The 17,081-nt window shown below is 68.9% G+C and carries 16 protein-coding genes; 4 read left to right on the forward strand and 12 right to left on the reverse strand.

What is annotated here, in order from left to right; all coding sequences use genetic code 11:
- Window positions 1-2: 2 nt before the first annotated feature.
- The 9 genes from ACFOY2_RS33540 to ACFOY2_RS33580 all read right to left on the reverse strand — a co-directional run bounded on the left by ACFOY2_RS33540 (window position 3) and on the right by ACFOY2_RS33580 (window position 9,847).
- Window positions 3-2,750, reverse strand: a complete 2,748-nt coding sequence (locus ACFOY2_RS33540) for a CDP-glycerol glycerophosphotransferase family protein (RefSeq protein ID WP_379532123.1) — start codon at window positions 2,748-2,750, stop codon at window positions 3-5.
- 208 nt (window positions 2,751-2,958) lie between these two features.
- On the reverse strand, window positions 2,959-3,273 hold the full coding sequence (locus ACFOY2_RS33545; RefSeq protein ID WP_357822480.1) for an MGMT family protein: 315 nt from the start codon (window positions 3,271-3,273) through the stop codon (window positions 2,959-2,961).
- A complete protein-coding gene (locus tag ACFOY2_RS33550; RefSeq protein ID WP_379532124.1) occupies window positions 3,261-3,620 on the reverse strand; it encodes a hypothetical protein in 360 nt (119 codons plus the stop codon). The genes ACFOY2_RS33545 and ACFOY2_RS33550 overlap by 13 nt, the downstream gene beginning before the upstream one ends.
- 22 nt (window positions 3,621-3,642) lie before the next feature.
- On the reverse strand, window positions 3,643-4,797 hold the full coding sequence (locus tag ACFOY2_RS33555) for a S8 family serine peptidase (protein ID WP_379532125.1): 1,155 nt from the start codon (window positions 4,795-4,797) through the stop codon (window positions 3,643-3,645).
- Window positions 4,791-5,693 (reverse strand): hypothetical protein, encoded by a 903-nt coding sequence (locus ACFOY2_RS33560; RefSeq protein ID WP_379532126.1) that lies wholly within the window; start codon window positions 5,691-5,693, stop codon window positions 4,791-4,793. The genes ACFOY2_RS33555 and ACFOY2_RS33560 overlap by 7 nt, the downstream gene beginning before the upstream one ends.
- 55 nt (window positions 5,694-5,748) lie before the next feature.
- On the reverse strand, window positions 5,749-6,960 hold the full coding sequence (locus ACFOY2_RS33565) for a S8 family serine peptidase (protein WP_379532127.1): 1,212 nt from the start codon (window positions 6,958-6,960) through the stop codon (window positions 5,749-5,751).
- Window positions 6,954-7,673, reverse strand: coding sequence for a hypothetical protein (locus ACFOY2_RS33570; RefSeq protein WP_379532128.1), 720 nt, complete (start codon window positions 7,671-7,673; stop codon window positions 6,954-6,956). Before ACFOY2_RS33570 ends, ACFOY2_RS33565 begins: the two co-directional genes overlap by 7 nt.
- Window positions 7,674-7,719: 46 nt before the next feature.
- Complete coding sequence (gene moeZ / locus ACFOY2_RS33575) at window positions 7,720-8,901, reverse strand: adenylyltransferase/sulfurtransferase MoeZ (protein ID WP_379532129.1); 1,182 nt, start codon at window positions 8,899-8,901, stop codon at window positions 7,720-7,722.
- A gap of 43 nt (window positions 8,902-8,944) precedes the next feature.
- Window positions 8,945-9,847, reverse strand: a complete 903-nt coding sequence (locus tag ACFOY2_RS33580) for an alpha/beta fold hydrolase (RefSeq protein ID WP_379532130.1) — start codon at window positions 9,845-9,847, stop codon at window positions 8,945-8,947.
- A gap of 771 nt (window positions 9,848-10,618) precedes the next feature.
- Between ACFOY2_RS33580 and ACFOY2_RS33585 the strand changes: the two genes are divergently transcribed.
- Both ACFOY2_RS33585 and ACFOY2_RS33590 read left to right on the forward strand, forming a co-directional pair.
- On the forward strand, window positions 10,619-11,032 hold the full coding sequence (locus ACFOY2_RS33585; RefSeq protein WP_379532131.1) for a hypothetical protein: 414 nt from the start codon (window positions 10,619-10,621) through the stop codon (window positions 11,030-11,032).
- 500 nt (window positions 11,033-11,532) lie between these two features.
- The gene (locus ACFOY2_RS33590; RefSeq protein WP_379532132.1) at window positions 11,533-11,853 is read left to right on the forward strand and encodes a hypothetical protein; all 321 of its coding nucleotides are present in this window, start codon (window positions 11,533-11,535) and stop codon (window positions 11,851-11,853) included.
- A gap of 972 nt (window positions 11,854-12,825) precedes the next feature.
- On the opposite strand, the gene ACFOY2_RS33595 is transcribed toward ACFOY2_RS33590, so the two are convergent.
- The 3 genes from ACFOY2_RS33595 to ku all read right to left on the reverse strand — a co-directional run bounded on the left by ACFOY2_RS33595 (window position 12,826) and on the right by ku (window position 15,212).
- On the reverse strand, window positions 12,826-13,137 hold the full coding sequence (locus ACFOY2_RS33595) for a hypothetical protein (protein ID WP_379532133.1): 312 nt from the start codon (window positions 13,135-13,137) through the stop codon (window positions 12,826-12,828).
- A gap of 442 nt (window positions 13,138-13,579) precedes the next feature.
- Window positions 13,580-13,912, reverse strand: a complete 333-nt coding sequence (locus ACFOY2_RS33600) for a hypothetical protein (RefSeq protein WP_379532134.1) — start codon at window positions 13,910-13,912, stop codon at window positions 13,580-13,582.
- A 433-nt stretch (window positions 13,913-14,345) separates the two neighbouring features.
- The gene (gene ku / locus ACFOY2_RS33605; RefSeq protein ID WP_379532135.1) at window positions 14,346-15,212 is read right to left on the reverse strand and encodes a non-homologous end joining protein Ku; all 867 of its coding nucleotides are present in this window, start codon (window positions 15,210-15,212) and stop codon (window positions 14,346-14,348) included.
- A 60-nt stretch (window positions 15,213-15,272) separates the two neighbouring features.
- On the opposite strand from ku, the gene ligD (ACFOY2_RS33610) reads away from it, so the two are divergent.
- On the forward strand, window positions 15,273-16,175 hold the full coding sequence (gene ligD, locus ACFOY2_RS33610; RefSeq protein ID WP_379532136.1) for a non-homologous end-joining DNA ligase: 903 nt from the start codon (window positions 15,273-15,275) through the stop codon (window positions 16,173-16,175).
- Complete coding sequence (gene ligD / locus ACFOY2_RS33615) at window positions 16,172-17,044, forward strand: non-homologous end-joining DNA ligase (protein WP_379532137.1); 873 nt, start codon at window positions 16,172-16,174, stop codon at window positions 17,042-17,044. Before ligD (ACFOY2_RS33610) ends, ligD (ACFOY2_RS33615) begins: the two co-directional genes overlap by 4 nt.
- Window positions 17,045-17,081: the final 37 nt, after the last annotated feature.

Genomic DNA, 17,081 nt, shown 5'->3' on the forward strand with positions numbered 1-17,081 from the left:
AATCATGAGAAGAGCTGATCAACCACCCGAGCAGTGGCCTTGCCGTCGTCGCGGGGAGCATAGGTCGCGCGGAAAGACTCGTATCGGTCGGCGTGGGAGGCCGCCACCTCGTCGATCGAACGCAGCGCGTCGATCACGTCGGCGGACGTCGACAACACCGGCCCCGGCGCCTGCTCGGCCAGGTCCAGGTAGAGCCCTCGCTTGTTCGCGTACTTCGCCATGTCGTAGCCGTAGAAGACGATCGGCCGCCCCGTGCACACGAAGTCGAACATGACCGAGGAGTAGTCGGTCACGAGGACGTCGGCGATCAGGAGCAACTCGGCGATGTCCGGATATGTGGTGACGTCGCGGGCGATGTCGGGGACGGCGGGCGCGGCCTGCATCGGATGGGCCCGCACCAGGATCTCGTGGTCGGCGCCCAGCGTCTCACGCGCCTTGGCCAGATCCAGCTTGACCATCGCGTTCTTGCGGTCGTAGTCGCGCCACGTGGGCGCGTACAGGACCACCCGCTTGCCCTCGATGAGCCCCAGCCGCTCGCGCACCGCGGCGGCCAGTTCCTCGCGGTCGGGCGAGTTGAGCACGTCGTTGCGCGGCAGCCCGCTCTCCAGGATCTCGCCCTTGTAGCCGAACGCCTTGCGCAGCACCGGCGTCGCCCACGGCGACTGCGAGAGCAGCAGGTCCCAGCCGCGCACCTCGGCCGCCTGGCGGTGCCAGATCGGCGGCCGGGGGTCGCGGTTCATGTGGGACTGGTCGTTGCCGATGTGCTTGGCCGGGGTGCCGTGCCACGTCTGCAGCACCACCTGGTCCTCGCGGGCGCGGAACCAGATGGGCAGGAACGAGTTGGTCACGATGTGGCGGGACCTGGCCAGCGCGGCGTGGTGCTCGCGGCTGCCCGCGCGCACCACGGTCGCCCCGCCGGGCGGCACGAACGCGCCGTCCTTGACGACCCAGATGTGCTCGCGGTCGTCGCCGCGCCGCAGCCGCTCCTCGTAGATGGCGCGGACGCTGTCGGCGTAGAGCCGCCCGTCGTTGACGACGTAGACGGTCGCGTCGTTCAGCGGCTCGGAGCGCTGGGCCGGGTAGAAGACGCGGCGCAGCACGTGGGTGCCGGCGACGCCGCGTTCGTCGGCCGGGCGAGCCTCCTCGACCGTCACCACGGGCACGTCGAACCGCGTGGAGATCATGCGGTAGGTGTGGCCGCCGAGCGTGCGCGGCTCCTCGTCGAGCCCCTGCAGCGCCGCGTGGTCCATGCGCAGCGGGACGATCTCGCCGGACGGGTGGCGGCTGGACATGTTCCAGGTGCCGGACGACAGCGGCACGGCCTCGCCGAAGCGGTCCATGGCCGACGGCTCGACCCGTACGGTGAACTCCTCGCCGGAGCGCTCCATGGGCAGTTGGTAGGACAGCCCGGACCGGTGCCGCAACGTCAGCGTGCGGGCCCCCGGCGCGTCGGGATAGTGGCCGCGCAGGATCAGCGCGGAGCCCTCCCAGACCGCCGAGGTGATCACCGGGCGGATGCGGTGGGCCGAGACGACGACGCGGTCACGCCGGTCGCCCAGCACGGTGATCTCGCGGTCGCCCACCGGCGTGCGGGTCTCGACCAGGTCGGCCAGCATGACCGAGGCCGCGGGGTCGCCCTTGGGCTCGACCCAGAGCCGCCGCCCGTCCTTCTCCTGCACCAGCGCGGACACCGCGAGCCCGACCACCACCTCGGTGCCGCCCTCGGAGGGCGTGAAGTCGGCGGCGATGCGGTGGCCGCCCAGCCGCGCGTGGCCCTTGGTCACGCTGCGGCCAGGCAGGGAGATCTTCAGCTCAAGGCGCTCGCCGTCGACCGACACGCCCGTCAGCTCGGCCCTGTTGGGCTGGAGCACGACCTGCAGCGCACGATCGGAGGTCCAGACCGGCCTGACCCACCAGCCCGGCTTGAGCTTGAGCCCGGCGGGCCGCTCCGGCCGGCCGATCGAGGAGCCGCGCAGCAGGCCGATCGCCCGCGCGCCACGGCTCCAGAACACGATCTCGGCCCGCCACGTCGTGGTGTCGGGCACGGACGGCCGGTGCCGCATCCGGCGGCGCACGGCGGAGACCACCCCGCGGACGGCGCCGCGCCAGCGCAGCGGGAAGGGGCTCAGCTCGGCGGTGAACCCCGACCAGTCGTAGTTGCACCCCGGCTCGCGCGCCCCGTGGGTGGCCTCCGGCGCCAGTACGCGGCGCGTGCGCATGCGGACGGGCGGCAGCCAGCGCGGCCCGCGCAGCACCACGGTCGCCCAGTTGAACCGGCGGCTGCGGACCGACAGCCCCGCCAGGTAGGCGAAGCCGGTGACGCGCAGCTTGCCGTCGACCCAGACGATGTCGTCGATGTGGGTCACCGGTACCATGTCGGCGCGCCGCAGGCGGTAGAGGTCGGGCGGCAGCTCGTCACGGAAGGGCAGGTCGGCGTACCAGCGCAGGCCCTTGCGGATGCGCTTGGACGGCTCGGCGGCGGCTGTCACGACCTTGACCAGCCTCTCGCCGTCGACGAGTTCGTCGTCGGGGCGCTGCTCGATCAGGTGGTAGATGACGCGGCGCGCGACCGGCAGGTCGCGTTTGACGCGCGCCTCGACCGCCGCCAGGTAGGGGCGCACGAGATCGAGCATCTCGCGCCGCCGCGCCGGGCCGCGCTTGACCGCGAGGTCGATGCGCGCCCCGAGGGGGCCGCTGAGCACCTCGGTGTCGTACGCCGCGTCGCGGCCGCCGGGACCGACCGCTCGCATGACCGCTTCGAGAGGCTCGCCCCGATCGCAAAGATCCTGGACAGCCTTAAGGCGGTCGGCGTGCGAATCGCCGCCTTGGCTCTGGGCTGTGACGCCGGTGGCCATAGAGGTGGCACCGCCTTTCGGGCCGCCATCAGTGTTCTGCCTATGGTAAGCGGAGTCACATGTCACAGATTCGCCCGATTGGCGAAAGCCCAGGTCAGGACCCTTACTGAAAATCGGCTGAACGCCCGTCCCACCGTGCCAGGCGCATGTCCACGCGCTCTCCGCGCAGCGGGGTGCCTTCTTCGCGCCAGTGGGCCAGGCAGCGTTGTACGTGGTCAGGGGCCGCTCCGGTGCCGTCGGCGTGGACCACGCGCCACCACGGGACGCCGCCGCCCCACGTGGACATCACCTTGCCGACCTGGCGCGGTCCGCCCTCGCCCAGATACTCGGCGATGTCCCCGTAGGCCATGACCTTGCCGGGCGGGATGTGCTCGACGAGATCGAGCACCCGCTCCGCGAAGGGATTCAGGGGGTCCATGCCGCAGGGCCCGCCTCGATGATCTCGTCGAACTTGCCGATCTCCATCACCGACCCGTTCGACAGGACCTCGATGACGCCGTCGCGCACCGCGTACACCTCGCCGTCCTCGCCCACGAGCCGGGCGCCGAGCACGGCCGACAGCCGCAGGAGCTGGGCCACCTGCCAGTCGGAGCCGGGCTCGCCGACCAGGTGTCCCTGCCAGCGCGCCACCGCGTGCGCGCCGCCGCCGTGGCCGGCCACGATCTCGTCAGATCCGCGCAGCCCGAAACCGGCAGGCGCGATGGCCTTCGCGAGCTCCGCGAAGGCGAGTGGCGACTCGCGCACCACCCGCAGCTCGTATCCCATGACGCGCGACCATAGCGGATCTTTACTCTTCCCGACGATTGTTGAGCAGCATGATGGCCCCGCAGAACATGACGAGCGCCACCAGCACCCCGCCCCCGTACAACCACATCCGCCACGGATCGGGCCCCGGCGGCGTCGGAACGGGCGAATCTTCGCCCTTGCCGAAGTACTGCTGCCCAGGGGCGACGCTGCGTTGCGCCCCGGTCAGGCGCTCCGCGGCGTTCAGCGCGGCGGCGGCGTCGACCACGCCGTAGCCGGTCTGGTCGTCGTACCCGGCGGCGGGCCTGCCCCGCGCGCTCGCCGCCAGCGCCTGGGCGACCTGCTCGGGCGGCAGGCTCGGGTAGCGCGACTTGACGAGCGCGGCCACGCCCGACACGAGCGCGGCGGCCGAGCTGGTGCCCTCGGACACCTCGTATCCGCTCTTGCGCTTGACCACGGGCACGCCGACGCCGGGCGCGGAGACCAGCACGGAGAGGTTGTCGCTGCTGAACGGCGCACGTTTGCCCTGCTTGTCGGTGGCCGCCACGCCGATGACGCCGGGGTAGCCGGCGGGGAAGCTCCAGTAGGAGGTGCCGTTCTCCTTGGCGTAGGAGGTCTGGCCGTCGTTGCCGACGGCGGCGATCAGCACGACGCCCTTGCCCAGCGCGTACGAGACGGCCTCGCGCTCCGACCGCAGCGGGCCGTAGGAGCCGATCGACATGCTGACGACCTGGGCCCCGTGGTTGGCCGCGTACTTGAGGGCGCGCGCGAGCGGGCTCTCGGCGGGCTGGTCGCCCGCCGACGGCGGGACCATGGCCTGTGGCTGATCGTCGTCCACGACCATGGGCAGCGACAGGATGCGCGCCGCCGGCGCGACGCCGACGAACCCGTCGTCCTCGCCGGAGGCGGCGATCAGCCCGGCCATGGCGGTGCCGTGCCTGCCCGGCGCCACCTCGCGGCTGGTCGTGCCCGAGGTCATGTCGGGGCCCCCGCTCACGCGTCCCCGCAGCTCCTTGACCTTGCCGTCCACGGCGCTGTCGATGACGGCGACGGTGACGTTCTCGCCCTTGGTGACCGTCCAGGCCTGTTCGACGTTGAGCGCGTCGAGCACCCACTGCTGCTGCTCCCTGACGGGGTCGGCCGCGGAGCCCGAGAAGACCAGCAGGGCGGCTGTCAGCGCGCGTACGGCGGTCAGCACACGTTCCCCTGGGTGCAGGGCGGCGCCTTGGGGGGATCGGCCAGGAAGTAGGCGATCTGGTTGCCGACCGACTTGGCCGCCGGCCACAGCTCGCTGTGCAGGATCTCCTCCGGTGGGATCGCGGCCCTGGTCCGTCCGTCGGCGTAGCCCGCCGTGGTGAACACGATGTACGGCCCCGCGCCCACCCATCCGGTGCGCTGGCGCTGGTCGGGGCCGAAACGCTCGCTCACCGTGCCGGGGAAGGCCACCGGCAGGACGCCGACGCGGTCGTCCTGCGTGAGCTCTTCTGTGGCCGACACCCTGGACTCCTCGTCCTTCAGCACGGCGACTCCGACGGTGATGACGAACGAGGCCGTCTGGTCGATGTAGGTGGCCCGCAGCATGGTGAGGCACCCATGGCTCTCCAGCACCCCGGCCACCGAGGCGTCCACGCCCTTGCCGCACTCGGTCTCGGGGGCGATGCCGACGCGTCTGGCGTACTGCTGGGCCCGGTCGAGCCCGAGGTACTTCACCTCTTCCGGGAAGACGCCCGTGGCCGGCCATGCCTGCCAGCGCCTGGCGATCTCCTCCTGTTTGTACTGGTTCTGCTCGGCGGGGGTCAGCGGGCGCGAGCGGGTCTCGGTGAACAGCCCGATCGTGCCGAGCAGCACGACCACGGACGAGATGACCACGATCACGCTGAGTAGCGTCACGAAGATGCGCCGGTAACGGATGCCCTGCTGGAGCGCGCCCAGCTCGGCGCGCTGCCTGGCCTCGGTGCGCGTTCTGGAGCCCGCCGCCGGCCAGGCGCGCACCCGCGACCGGCGGCCCGCGGCGGCGCCCAGCGGGTTGCTCCGTCCGGGCGTGGCGTCTCCTCCGGCGCGCGGCAGCCCTGAGGTGGACCTACGTGCCCTCACCACCGCCTCGTTCCCGCGTCGCTCCGTGTCTATTTCGTCCCCCTTGGTGGGCGGATCATGCGTCTTGTTCGCCTTGCTCCCGTCGTACGCGTCTGACCATGACGAATATGACGGCCAGGGACGCCAGCCCGCCGCCGGCCGCCGCGGCGGCGTCCGCCGTGAAGGCCGTGACGCGCCTGTCGTCCCTGGTGATGACCTTGATGGGGCCCGACCGGCCGCCGGCCAGGGGCTGGTCGGGGTCCTGGACCTGTTCGCCCTTGGCGGTCTCGGTGTGCCCGGCCAGGCGGGCGGCCGCGGACAGGGCCTTGGCGGCGTTCACGACGCCGAAGCCGGTGGCGGTGTCGTAGCCGCCCGGCGGGCGGTCGGTGGCGCTGGCGGCCAGGGCGCGGGCCACGAACGGCGGCGACATGCCCGGATATTTGGCCTTAATGAGGGCGGCGATGCCCGACACGAGCGCAGTCGCCTGCGACGTGCCCCTGCCGACCCAGTACTCATCGCCAGGACCCGCGCCCATGATGTCGACGCCGGGCGCGGCCACCAGCACCGAGGAGTTGCTGTTGGAGAACGTGGCCCGCAGCAGCCGCCGGTCCGTCGCCCCCACCGAGACGACCCCGGGGAAGGCCGCGGGATAGGAGTAGGGCGCCAGACTCCCGTCGATCTGCCTGTCGCCTTCGTTGCCCGCGGCGGCGACGAGCACGACGCCCTTGGAGATCGCGTAGCGGATGGCCGCCCGCTCCTCCCTGGTCGCCAGCTCCTTGGAGATCGACATGTTGATCACGTCCGCTCCCTCGTCCACCGCGTAGCGAATGCCGCGGGCCACCACGTTCTCGAAGCGCTCGGCCGTGTTGAACTCACGGAAACCCGGCTCCTCGTCCTCGAGGATGACCCTTACCGACAGTACGTCCGCGGCGGGCGCGACGCCGATGATCCCCCGCTTTCCGTCAGGCCCGTGGCCGTGGCCTGCGATCAACGAGGCCATGTACGTGCCGTGCAGGCGGCTTGGGGTGGTCCCCGGCGGGTTCGCGCCCCGGGTGAAGTCCCTGCCCACGCGCACGGATCCGACGAGGTCGCGGTGGCGGGGATCGACGCCGGAGTCGAGCACCGCCACGGTGACCCCCGCGCCCTTGGTGACGCGCCACGCCTTGGTCAGGGCCAGCGTCTTGATCACCTGCTGCTGCCCGCCGCGCACGTCGTCGGCCCAGCCGGGGGCGGGAGCCGCCAGCAGCAACACCCCGGCCGCGGCGAGGGTCGCCCCGCGCCTCAGCACTGCCACTCCTCGGCCGAGCAGTCGGGCATCCTCGGGGCGCTCAGGCCGGTCAGCACGTGCTCGGAAATCTCGGCGGCGAAGGCGAAGATGGCCGGTCGCGGCTCGTCGGCCGCGTCGCCCGGCCGTCCGTCCACCTGGCCGGCCGTGGTCAGCACCAGGTAAGGGCCCGCCTGCCGTACCGACCCCGCCTGGCGCACGGCGGAGGTGAACCGGTCGGCGACCGTGCCGCGGAAGGCCAGCGGCACCAGGCCCGGCACCGGTTTGCCCGTGTCGGCGAAGGCGGACTTGGCGCGTTCTGCGCCCAGCGCGTCCCGCATGGCCACCACGCCGATCGTGACCAGCACGCCACGCAGCGCGTCGACGTACGTGGCCCGCAGCACGCCCCTGCAGCCGCCCGCGCTCAGGGACTCGGCCACCGCGGCGTCCACGGAGTCGCCGCACGCGGTGTGCCGCGAGATGCCGACCCTGCTGGCCCGCTCCCTGCCGCCCTGCTCGGCGGAGTACGGCAATGTGGCGGGGAAGATACGGCCCGGCGGCCAGGTGCGCCACCGTTCTGCGACCTCCTGTTCGGCCGCCGCGCGCAACTCCGCCGTGCTCGGGCCGCGGGTGAGCTCCGTGCCCGCCGCACTGCCCGCGACCCCGGCGGCCACCGCGCATGCCAGAGTCAGCGCGGAGGCCACGACGAGGGTCGGCCAGGGACGGGCGGAGTTCACGCCATCGACCTTAACCGGGACGTCACGGGAACATCCCCAGAAACCCTTAGTAGCTAGGCAGACTCGGGTCGACGGACTTGACCCAGCTCAGCACACCGCCGCCGACGTGCACGGCGTCGGCGAAGCCGGCGTCCTTCACCACGGCCAGAGCCTCGGCAGAACGCGCGCCCGACTTGCAGTGGAGCACGATCTTCTTGTCCTGTGGCAGCTTCTCCAGGGCCGAGCCGTTGAGGAACTCGCCCTTGGGGATCAGCGTGGCGCCCGGGATGGAGACGATCTCGTACTCGTTGGGCTCGCGGACGTCGACGAGGAAGATGTTCTCGCCCCTGTCCTGCATGTCCTTGAGCTCCAGCGCGGTGATCGTGGAGCCGCTGGCGGCCTGCGCGGCCTCGTCGGAGATCGCCCCGCAGAACGCCTCGTAGTCGTCGAGGAGCTGCGTGACCGACGGGTTCTTGCCGCACAACACGCACTCGGGGTCCTTGCGGACCTTGACGTCGCGGTACTTCATCTCCAGGGCGTCATAGATCATCAGCCGTCCGACCAGCGGGTCGCCGATGCCGGTCAGCAGCTTGATCGCCTCGTTGACCTGGATGGAGCCGATCGAGGCGCACAGCACGCCGAGCACGCCGCCCTCGGCGCACGACGGCACCATGCCGGGAGGCGGGGGCTCCGGGTAGAGGCAGCGGTAGCAGGGCCCGTGCTCGGCCCAGAACACGCTCGCCTGGCCGTCGAAGCGGTAGATCGAGCCCCAGACATACGGCTTGCCGAGCAGCACCGCGGCGTCGTTCACCATGTAGCGGGTGGCGAAGTTGTCGGTGCCGTCGACGATGAGGTCGTAGCCGGAGAAGATCTCCATGACGTTCTCGGTGGTCAGGGCCGTGTTGTGGATCACGACGTCGACCAGCGGGTTGATCTCGCGTACGGACGCCGCGGCGCTCTCGGCCTTCAACCTGCCCACGTCGGACTGCCCGTGGATGATCTGACGCTGCAGGTTGGACTCATCGACCACGTCGAAGTCGATGATGCCCAGGGTGCCGACGCCCGCCGCCGCGAGATACATCAGCGCGGGCGAGCCCAGGCCACCGGCGCCCACACACAGCACCTTGGCGTTCTTCAGCCGCTTCTGCCCCGCCATGCCCACATCGGGGATGATCAGGTGGCGCGAATAGCGGCGCACTTCGTCGACGGTCAGCTCTGCGGCCGGCTCGACCAGCGGTGGCAACGACACGTTCTACGCTCCCGTTCCAGGGGGTCCTATCTTTCAGTGAAACCTAGCTGCGCAGTGGGGCATTCCCCAATCGAGTCTCACTGATCAGACGGCGTGCTTCCGCCGCCACGACCTGCGGCATCTCCATCATCGCCACGTGCCCCGCCGTCGGCAGCAGCACGAGCCGCACCTGCGGGAACGTCCGGTACGCCTTGGCCGCCATGGCCGGACGTACGAGGCGGTCGTGCCTGCCGTGCACGATCAGCGTCGGCGCCTGGACCTTGGCCGCCTGGCGCCACAGGTTGTCATCGCCCCAGCGGAAGTACTCGGCCACGATCCCCCGGGCCGAGCCGACCATGGCATCGCCCGAGTACGGCAGGTCGTCCCGCCTGCGGACCTCCTCGATGGCATCGCGCAGGCGTATCGGGTGGACGGCGCCGGCATTGGCCCACACCATCGTCAACGAGGCGTTGACGCGCTGCTCGGCCGGCAGCAGGCGCAGCCTGCTCGCCACCCATTCGCCCAGTTTGGGCACCGCGGCGGCGGCCACGCGGGCGGGGCCGTAGCGCGGGAGCAGGTCGGGCAGGGCGGGTGAGACGAGGGTGAGCGAACGAACCAGGTCGGGGCGGGCCGCGGCGACCCGGACGGAGATGGCGCCGCCGAGCGAGTTGCCGAACAGGTGGGCCGGGCCCGTCTGCTCCAGCAGGTCCGTCACGGCGCGCGCGTGGGCCGCCACCGTGTAGTCGCCGTCGGCGGGGGCCGGCGAGAAACCGGCTCCCGGGAGGTCGATGGCGTGGCCGGTGACGGTGTCCTTGAGCTCGTTCATGAGATCGGTCCAGTTCGTGGCCGATCCGGCCAGGCCGTGCACGAAGACCGCCTGCTCCTCGGGCCCCCTTGCCGAGGTGGATCGGACGTACACGGAGCCGATCATGCGTCCCGGCCAGTGCGGGACCGGCTCTACCCCCATGGTTCCTCCCCCTGTCGTTTCTCCAACAACGATAACCATCCGGCATGGGCAGCGGCTTTCCGGACATAGACACCTATTTCATGACATAGATGTCTAATCGATCTCCTCGCAGCCTAAGAGTGCGGCAAAAGCTGGCGCGTGCCGTTTGTCGCCGCCATGGGCCGGAGAACATCACAACCAACGGCACCCACCGTGACAACTGCGGCACTCACCGTGATGACATACGGCACAGGCCGACATTCACCGCAGGAGCCGAACAGAGCGGAATGCATCTTCAGGGAAGACGACCGCGCTATCCCTGAACAATGATGGCCGCCGCCCACACCCGATACTCACCGACAGGCGTCAGCATGCCGCCAATGACAATAGCGGCGAGTGCTGGCACCTTTTATGCGAGGCGGGTGCTGGTGGCGACGGATATGTTCGCGGATTTCCTCATCCAGCAACGAGACAACCGGCGAGGGCATTGTCGCCTCTCGCCTGTCCGGCATGACCGGACGAGGCAAACCGGCCGGTCAGACGTCCTTCGACCTATGGATCCCGATCCATGATCACGACGTAATCGGACATATCCTGCCATTTCATTGGATAGATGTGTAATGCAAGCAATAAGATTCTTAATGCATAGCAAAATAGGGTGAATCCAGTTTGCCCGCCCACGGCCCCGGAAATGACTTTCACCGGATGACTCTTCAGCAGCCGTCCAAGACCTTTTTCAGGTACCCGGAAACGTCTAGAACGGGGCAATCGATCCTTTAGGGGGAAAACGCAATGCCCAAGCTCAAGAGTGTTATCGCAGGCCTCGCCATCACCACCGCCATGACCGGCGGCGTGGTCGGCATGGGCTCGATCACCGCTGCCTACGCCACTCCGCTGCACACCACCAGCTTCGACGACGACGGCGACGGCGGCGGCGACTTCGGCGGTGACGGCGACCTCGGCACCGGCATCGGCATCGGCCGCGGCAACTTCCATCACTTCCACCACCGTGACCGCCAGCGCTGCAACCGCCACCGCGGCTGGGGCGGCGGCGGCTGGGGCGGCGGCTGGGGCCGTCACAACCGCCGTCACAACGAGGTCTGCGTTGTCATCCGCAACCACAACACCAACGACAACAGGGCCGAAGAGCGTCGCCGTGAGCAGCACCGCGAACACCGCATGCACGAGCACCAGAACCGCTGGTAGCTGACCCGTGCGCTGATGGCGTAGGGGTGAGGGCCCGTAAGTCATGAACGGTCATTCGACCGCCATTCGGCGGATGGCGACCAGGGCGATGTTCGGGTTCTCGGGGATAGTCCGTGCTTTCTGGCGCGGTTCGGCCTGAGGCTTCCTTTCTCCTCGTCTTTCACAGCAGCTCTTTCTGCGAGGGCTCTCTCGACTCCGGTCGAGAGGGTCCTCGCTTTGCCATGTCCGGACTTGTTCACCCCGCCGGCGGGGCTGGGGGCTGGGGCCGGGTTATGGGGATGTGCGATATCTGGAAAGAAAGGACAATTGCGGTTTTATGGGCGTTTCGCGCGGATATATGCAGGGTGCGATGTCCGGTTACCTACCGTTTTCGGTTGGTTACCAGTCTTTCGTGGCATCTCCTGAGGCTTTCCCACCCAGCCCTTTTTGAGGGGGCGGTCCGGGATAACAGGCCGGGAGATGTGAGAACGGGGCAATCGATCCTTTAGGGGGAAACGCACATGCCCAAGCTCAAGAGTGTTATCGCAGGTCTCGCCATCGGCACTGCCATGACCGGCGGCGCTGTCGCCGCGGGCGCCGCCACCACCACCGCCAGCGCGAACGCCGCCACCCAGGTCAGCACGGCCACCCCCGTCCTGACCGGTCACTGCGGTGAGCGCCGCTGCGGCTGGGGCGGCCGAGGCTGGGGCTGGGGCCGTAAGCGCCACCACAACAGCCGGATCCGGATCATCATCATCAACAGGAACAACAACATCAACGAGAACCGCCGCCACGAGCAGGAGCGTCGTGACCACGACCACGGCCGTGACGTGTGGTGGTAATGCCGCAGGTGGCAACCGGAACACGTGGTGACGGGAACAGGCGGCGGCCGGCCCGGGTGGTAACCGGAACAGGTTGCACCGCCCAGGCCCACGCCTGAACCCGCGGCGCGTTCCCCGCGCCGTCCCAGGAGTCCGCACACGCGATGCACTCCAACCACCACAAGTGCCCGTATTCGCCAGGGCCCGGCCTCGTCCCCACCCGGACGACGCCCACGCCACCGAATACGGGCACTTCCCCTTTCCGGCACCGCCAGTTCACCGAAGACCAGGCAGAGCAAGGTGTGACTTCTCGCCCGTTCGACCGCGTCCGGGCTGGCAAGGCGACCTGCTGCCAGCTCATCGATCCACCGCTCGGTGGGGCACTCGCCGAGGCCGAATGCGACCTCACCCACGCCCCCGATCGCCCCCGCCCCCTCCGCCCAGGTGTCTCCAGCGCGTTGAGGCGCCTCCCCGTACCGTGGATCCGGTCGTACCGAGGCAGAGCACTCGCGGGAGGACTTGGGCACCATCGCACGCCCGTCCCCCCGAACCCGGCCAGCCGAGTCCCATCAGCCGAATCTTGCCCTCCACGCCCATCCTCCGAGCCTGGCCGGCTGAGTCCCGAGCCCGTTGGCCGGAGTCTGGGGTAAAGCCTGGTCTCTGTGTTCTTGTTGGCCGGGGTCCGTCAGTCGGCTCCGAAGGGGGAAGGCTGGGGGCGTGTCCGGTTGGGGGCTTGCGGGGGCGCGGGTGCGTTGTCGTCCTGGAGTAGCGGGGAAAAGGGGAAGTGCCCGTATTCGGTGGGTGGCGTCGTCTGGGTTGGACGAGGCCGATCCCTGCGAATACGGGCACTTGTGGTGGTTGGAGTACATCGCGTGTGCGGACTCCTGGGACGGCGCGGGGAACGCGCCGCTGGTTCGGGCGTGGGGCCCGGGTTTCACAACCCGTTCCCGCTACCGCCTGTTCCGGTTACCACTCACTCCGGCTTACCGCTTTTTACCACTCGTCATCGTCGTGGTGGTGGTGGCGGCGACGGTTCTCGTTGAGGTTGATGTTGTTGTTCCTGTTGACGACGACGACCTTGACGCGGTTCCTGTTGTGGTGGCGGCCCCAGCCGCGCCGGCCCCAGCCGCCCCAGCCGCAGCGGCGCCATCCACCGCAGTGCCCGGTCAGGACGGGGGTGGCCGTGCTGACCTGGGTGGCGGCACTCGCGCTGACGGTGGTGGTGGCGGCGCCCGCGGCGACAGCGCCGCCGGTCATGGCGGTGCCGATGGCGAGACCTGCGATAACACTCTTGAGCTTGGGCATTGCGTTTTCCCCCTAAAGGATCGATTGCCCCGTTCTCACATCTCCCCGGTTCTTTCGCCCCCGATCGACCCCCCAAAAAGAGGCAGAGCCGGGAAAGTCCGGAGAAATGCCACGAAAGACTAGTAACCAACCGAAAACGGTGGGTAACCGGACATCCGCACCATGCATATAACCGTACGAAGCACCCACAAACCGTCATTGCCTATTCTTGCCTGATGCCACACATCCCCATAACCTCACCCGCCATCCGGTGTCCCGTCAGGAGCGAACAAGTCCGGACATGACAAAGCGAGGGCCCTCTCGACCGAAGTCGAGAGAGCCCTCGCAGAAAGAACTACCGTGGAAGACTAGGAGAAAAGAAGCCCCAGGCCGAACCGCGCCAGAAAGCACGGACCACCCATGACGTGCGGTCCCCCACCCCTACGTCATCAGCGCACGGTTGTTACCAGGTCTGGCCGTCGTGGTGCCGGTGCTCCCGGCGCTCCCGGCGCTCCCGGCGGTCGGAGCGATTCAGGTTGTGGTTGAAGTTGTCGATGTTGACCCGAACATTGGTGTTCTCGTGGTGCCGGCGGCCCCAGCCCCAGCCGCGTCGGCCCCAGCCGCCCCAGCCGCAGCGGCGCGCACCGCAGTGCCCGGTCAGGACGGGGGTGGCCGTGCTGATCTGGGTGGCGGCGTTCGCGCTGGCGGTGGTGGTGGCGGCGCCCGCGGCGACAGCGCCGCCGGTCATGGCGGTGCCGATGGCGAGACCCGCGAGAACACTCTTGAGCTTGGGCATTGCGTTTTCCCCCTAAAGGATCGATTGCCCCGTACTCGACTTTCCGGTTTCCCGGAAACGAGCCTGGACGACCACGATGAGCCATCCGATAAGCGTCATTTCCGAGGCTAGAGGCGGACAAACAGCAAACACTCATCTTTGCTATGCATTAACAATCTTATTGCTCGCCTTAAAGGCTAATACAATGAAATAAGATGAAATGTCGGAAATGTCCAGATCGATGATCCTCGGACGCGCGCCCATGCTTCGCCTGGTTCATACTCGTCGCAGGGTGCGGCACAGCGGCAGGCGGTGATTCACGGCCCGCATTCAGGCACACCACGGCTCAGCGCGTCCGCATTCGGGGACGCCGCGGCTATTCGGGGACGCGACAGCTCAGCGTACCCGCATTCGAGCACGCGACAGCTCAGCGTGTCGCAGCGATGAAGGGCCGTCAGGCGGTTTTGCGCGGCTTGCGCTTGGGTGCGGCCTTCTCCTCGTCCTTGGCCTTGCCCGCCGCCTTCTTCGGCTTGGCCGGCTCGCCCTCGCGCTCGCGCTTGGCCGCCTCGACGCTGGCCCGCAGAGCGGCCATGAGGTCCACGGCGGGACGGGCTTCCTCCTCCTCGGGAGGCACGATGACCTCTTTGCCCGCCACCTTCGCCTCGATCACCTTCTGCAGCGCCTCGCGGTAGGTGTCGTGGTACTCGGCCGGGTCGAAGTCGGACTCCATCGTGGTGATCAGCGACTCTGCCATCTTGAGTTCCTGGGGCCGTACCTCGACGTCCTCTTCGAGGAAGGCGAAGTCGGGCCTGCGGATCTCGTCGGGCCAGAGCATGGTCTCCAGGACGAAGACGCCGTCGCGTACGCGCAACGTGGCCAGCGACTCCCGCTGACGCAGCGCCACCTTCACCACCGCGACCTGTCCCGAGCTCTCCAGGGCGTTGCGGAGCAGGACGTACGGCTTCGCGCCCTGGGCGTCGGGCTCCAGGAAGTACGACTTGGCGAAGTAGATCGGGTCGATCTGCTCGGCCGGGGCGAACTGCAGGACGTCGATCCTGCGTGAGGTGCTCAGCGGCAGGTCCTCGAAGTCCTCGTCGGTGAGGACGACCATCTCGCCCGTGGGCAGTTCGTAGCCCTTGGCGATGTCGGCGTAGGGGATCTCTTCGCCGTCGAGCGTGCACACGCGCTTGTAGCGGATCCTGCCGCCGTCCTCGCGGTGCACCTGGTGGAACGTGACGTCCTTCTGCTCGGTCGCCGAGTAGAGCTTGACCGGTATTGTGACCAGGCCAAAGGAGATCGCACCTTTCCAGATGCTGCGCATGGGCACTCCTCAAGCTCTCAACGGCACACCAATGGGCACATACCCGTCATGGGGCAACCAATGCCATACCCAGTCGAACCAATGCTGGCCGTACCTGGGGAACTGCCCTTCGATCGCGAGCGGTACGGACTCGAGGTGAAGTGGGACGGCATCCGCGCCATCCTCCACCTCGACGGCGGGCTGAGGGTGACGGGGCGGCATGGGGTGGAGTACACGCGGCGGTATCCGGAAATTTCGGGGTTCGGGGTAAAGAACGCGATCATCGACGGCGAAGTCGTGGCGCTCGACCCCGGCGGGCGGCCCAGTTTCGAACGGCTGCAACGGCGGATGCACCTGACCGATCCAGAACCGGTCATGCTGGAGCTGTACCCGATCACGTACATGCCGTTCGACCTGCTCTTCCTGGACGGCGTACCGCTCTTCGACCTGGCCTACCGCGACCGGCGGGCGCTCCTCGACGAGCTGGACGTCGGCGCGCCCCCGTACTTCCCCGGCGCGTCCGACCTGCTCGGCGCCACGCACGAGCAGGGGCTGGAGGGGGTGGTCGCCAAGCGGCTCGACTCGCCCTACCGGGCCGGCACGCGCTCGCCCTGGTGGATCAAGGTGAAGAACCTGACCACCAGGGAGATCGTGATCGGCGGCTGGAAGCCGGGCAAAGGACGCCGGGCGGGCGGGATCGGTTCGCTGGTCATGGGCGTGTTCACCGGCGCGGGGCTGACGTACGTCGGGCACGTCGGCACCGGCTTCACCGACGCCGTGCTCGACGACCTCTACCGGACGCTGCGTCCGCTGGAGGTGCCGCGCAGCCCGTTCCGCAACGAGGTTCCGTGGCGGAACCGATGGGTCAGGCCGGATCTGGTCGGGGAGGTGGCCTTCACCATGTGGACCGACGAGCAGCGCCTGCGACACCCCGTGTGGCGCGGCCTGCGCCCCGACAAGCTCCCCGCGGAGGTGATCCGATGAAGGTGCCGGTCAAGGTCGACGGCCGTGCGCTCACGCTGAGCAACCTCGACAAGGTGCTCTACCCCGAGTACGGCTTCACCAAGGCCGAGGTCATCGACTACTACAGCCGTGTCGCCCCCGTGCTGCTCCCCCATCTCCTGGGCCGCCCCCTGACCGTCAAGCGCTTCCCGAACGGCGTCGCCGGCCCGTCCTTCTTCGAGAAGAACGCCCCCGACCACACCCCGGGCTGGGTCAGGCGGGTCAGGCTGCCCGCACCGGGCAGCACCAAGAACCGCGAGACCATCGACTTCGCCGTCATCGACGACCTGCCGACCCTCGTCTACTACGCCAACCTCGCCGCTCTGGAACTCCACGTCCCCCAGTGGCGCGTGGACGAGGACGGACGGGCGCTGCCGCCCGACACGCTGGTGTTCGACCTCGATCCCGGCCCGCCCGCGACGATCGTCGAGTGCTGCCGGGTGGCGCTGCTGCTGCGCGAGGTGCTGCAGGAGGAGGGGCTCACCGCCAGGCCGAAGACCAGCGGGAGCAAGGGCCTGCAGTTGTACGCGGACTGGGACTGCCGCGAGAAACCCTCCGCCTACGCCAAGAGGCTGGCCCAGCGCCTGGAGAAGGAGCATCCCAAGGAGATCGTCAGCGTCATGGCGAGGAAGGCCAGGCCGGGCAAGGTGTTCATCGACTGGAGTCAGAACAACCCTGCCAAGACCACCGTGGCCCCCTACTCGTTGCGGGCCCAGGAGCGGCCGACCGTGTCGACGCCGCTGAGGTGGGAGGAGGTCGAGGGCTGCGAACATGCCGAGGAGCTGGTGTTCCTGGCTCCGGACGTACTCGCCAGGGCGGAGAAGCGTGGCGACCTTTTCGGCCGGGCGTAGGCTGGTTCCGTCCACACCAAGAGGGGGACCAGAAGAT

It is taken from the genome of Nonomuraea purpurea, assembly GCF_042650645.1.
GTDB classification, from domain to species: Bacteria; Actinomycetota; Actinomycetes; order Streptosporangiales; family Streptosporangiaceae; genus Nonomuraea; species Nonomuraea purpurea.

Excerpts from the sequence above, each read along its gene's own strand:
- ligD (WP_379532137.1), top strand. The coding sequence starts at position 16,172 with ATGAAGGTGCCGGTCAAGGTCGACGGCCGTGCGCTCACGCTGAGCAAC.
- ku (WP_379532135.1), bottom strand. The coding sequence starts at position 15,212 with ATGCGCAGCATCTGGAAAGGTGCGATCTCCTTTGGCCTGGTCACAATA.
- ACFOY2_RS33545 (WP_357822480.1), bottom strand. The coding sequence starts at position 3,273 with ATGGACCCCCTGAATCCCTTCGCGGAGCGGGTGCTCGATCTCGTCGAG.
- ACFOY2_RS33580 (WP_379532130.1), bottom strand. The coding sequence starts at position 9,847 with ATGGGGGTAGAGCCGGTCCCGCACTGGCCGGGACGCATGATCGGCTCC.
- ligD (WP_379532136.1), top strand. The coding sequence starts at position 15,273 with ATGCCATACCCAGTCGAACCAATGCTGGCCGTACCTGGGGAACTGCCC.
- ACFOY2_RS33600 (WP_379532134.1), bottom strand. The coding sequence starts at position 13,912 with ATGCCCAAGCTCAAGAGTGTTCTCGCGGGTCTCGCCATCGGCACCGCC.
- ACFOY2_RS33595 (WP_379532133.1), bottom strand. The coding sequence starts at position 13,137 with ATGCCCAAGCTCAAGAGTGTTATCGCAGGTCTCGCCATCGGCACCGCC.
- ACFOY2_RS33540 (WP_379532123.1), bottom strand. The coding sequence starts at position 2,750 with ATGCGAGCGGTCGGTCCCGGCGGCCGCGACGCGGCGTACGACACCGAG.
- ACFOY2_RS33590 (WP_379532132.1), top strand. The coding sequence starts at position 11,533 with ATGCCCAAGCTCAAGAGTGTTATCGCAGGTCTCGCCATCGGCACTGCC.
- ACFOY2_RS33585 (WP_379532131.1), top strand. The coding sequence starts at position 10,619 with ATGCCCAAGCTCAAGAGTGTTATCGCAGGCCTCGCCATCACCACCGCC.
- ACFOY2_RS33550 (WP_379532124.1), bottom strand. The coding sequence starts at position 3,620 with ATGGGATACGAGCTGCGGGTGGTGCGCGAGTCGCCACTCGCCTTCGCG.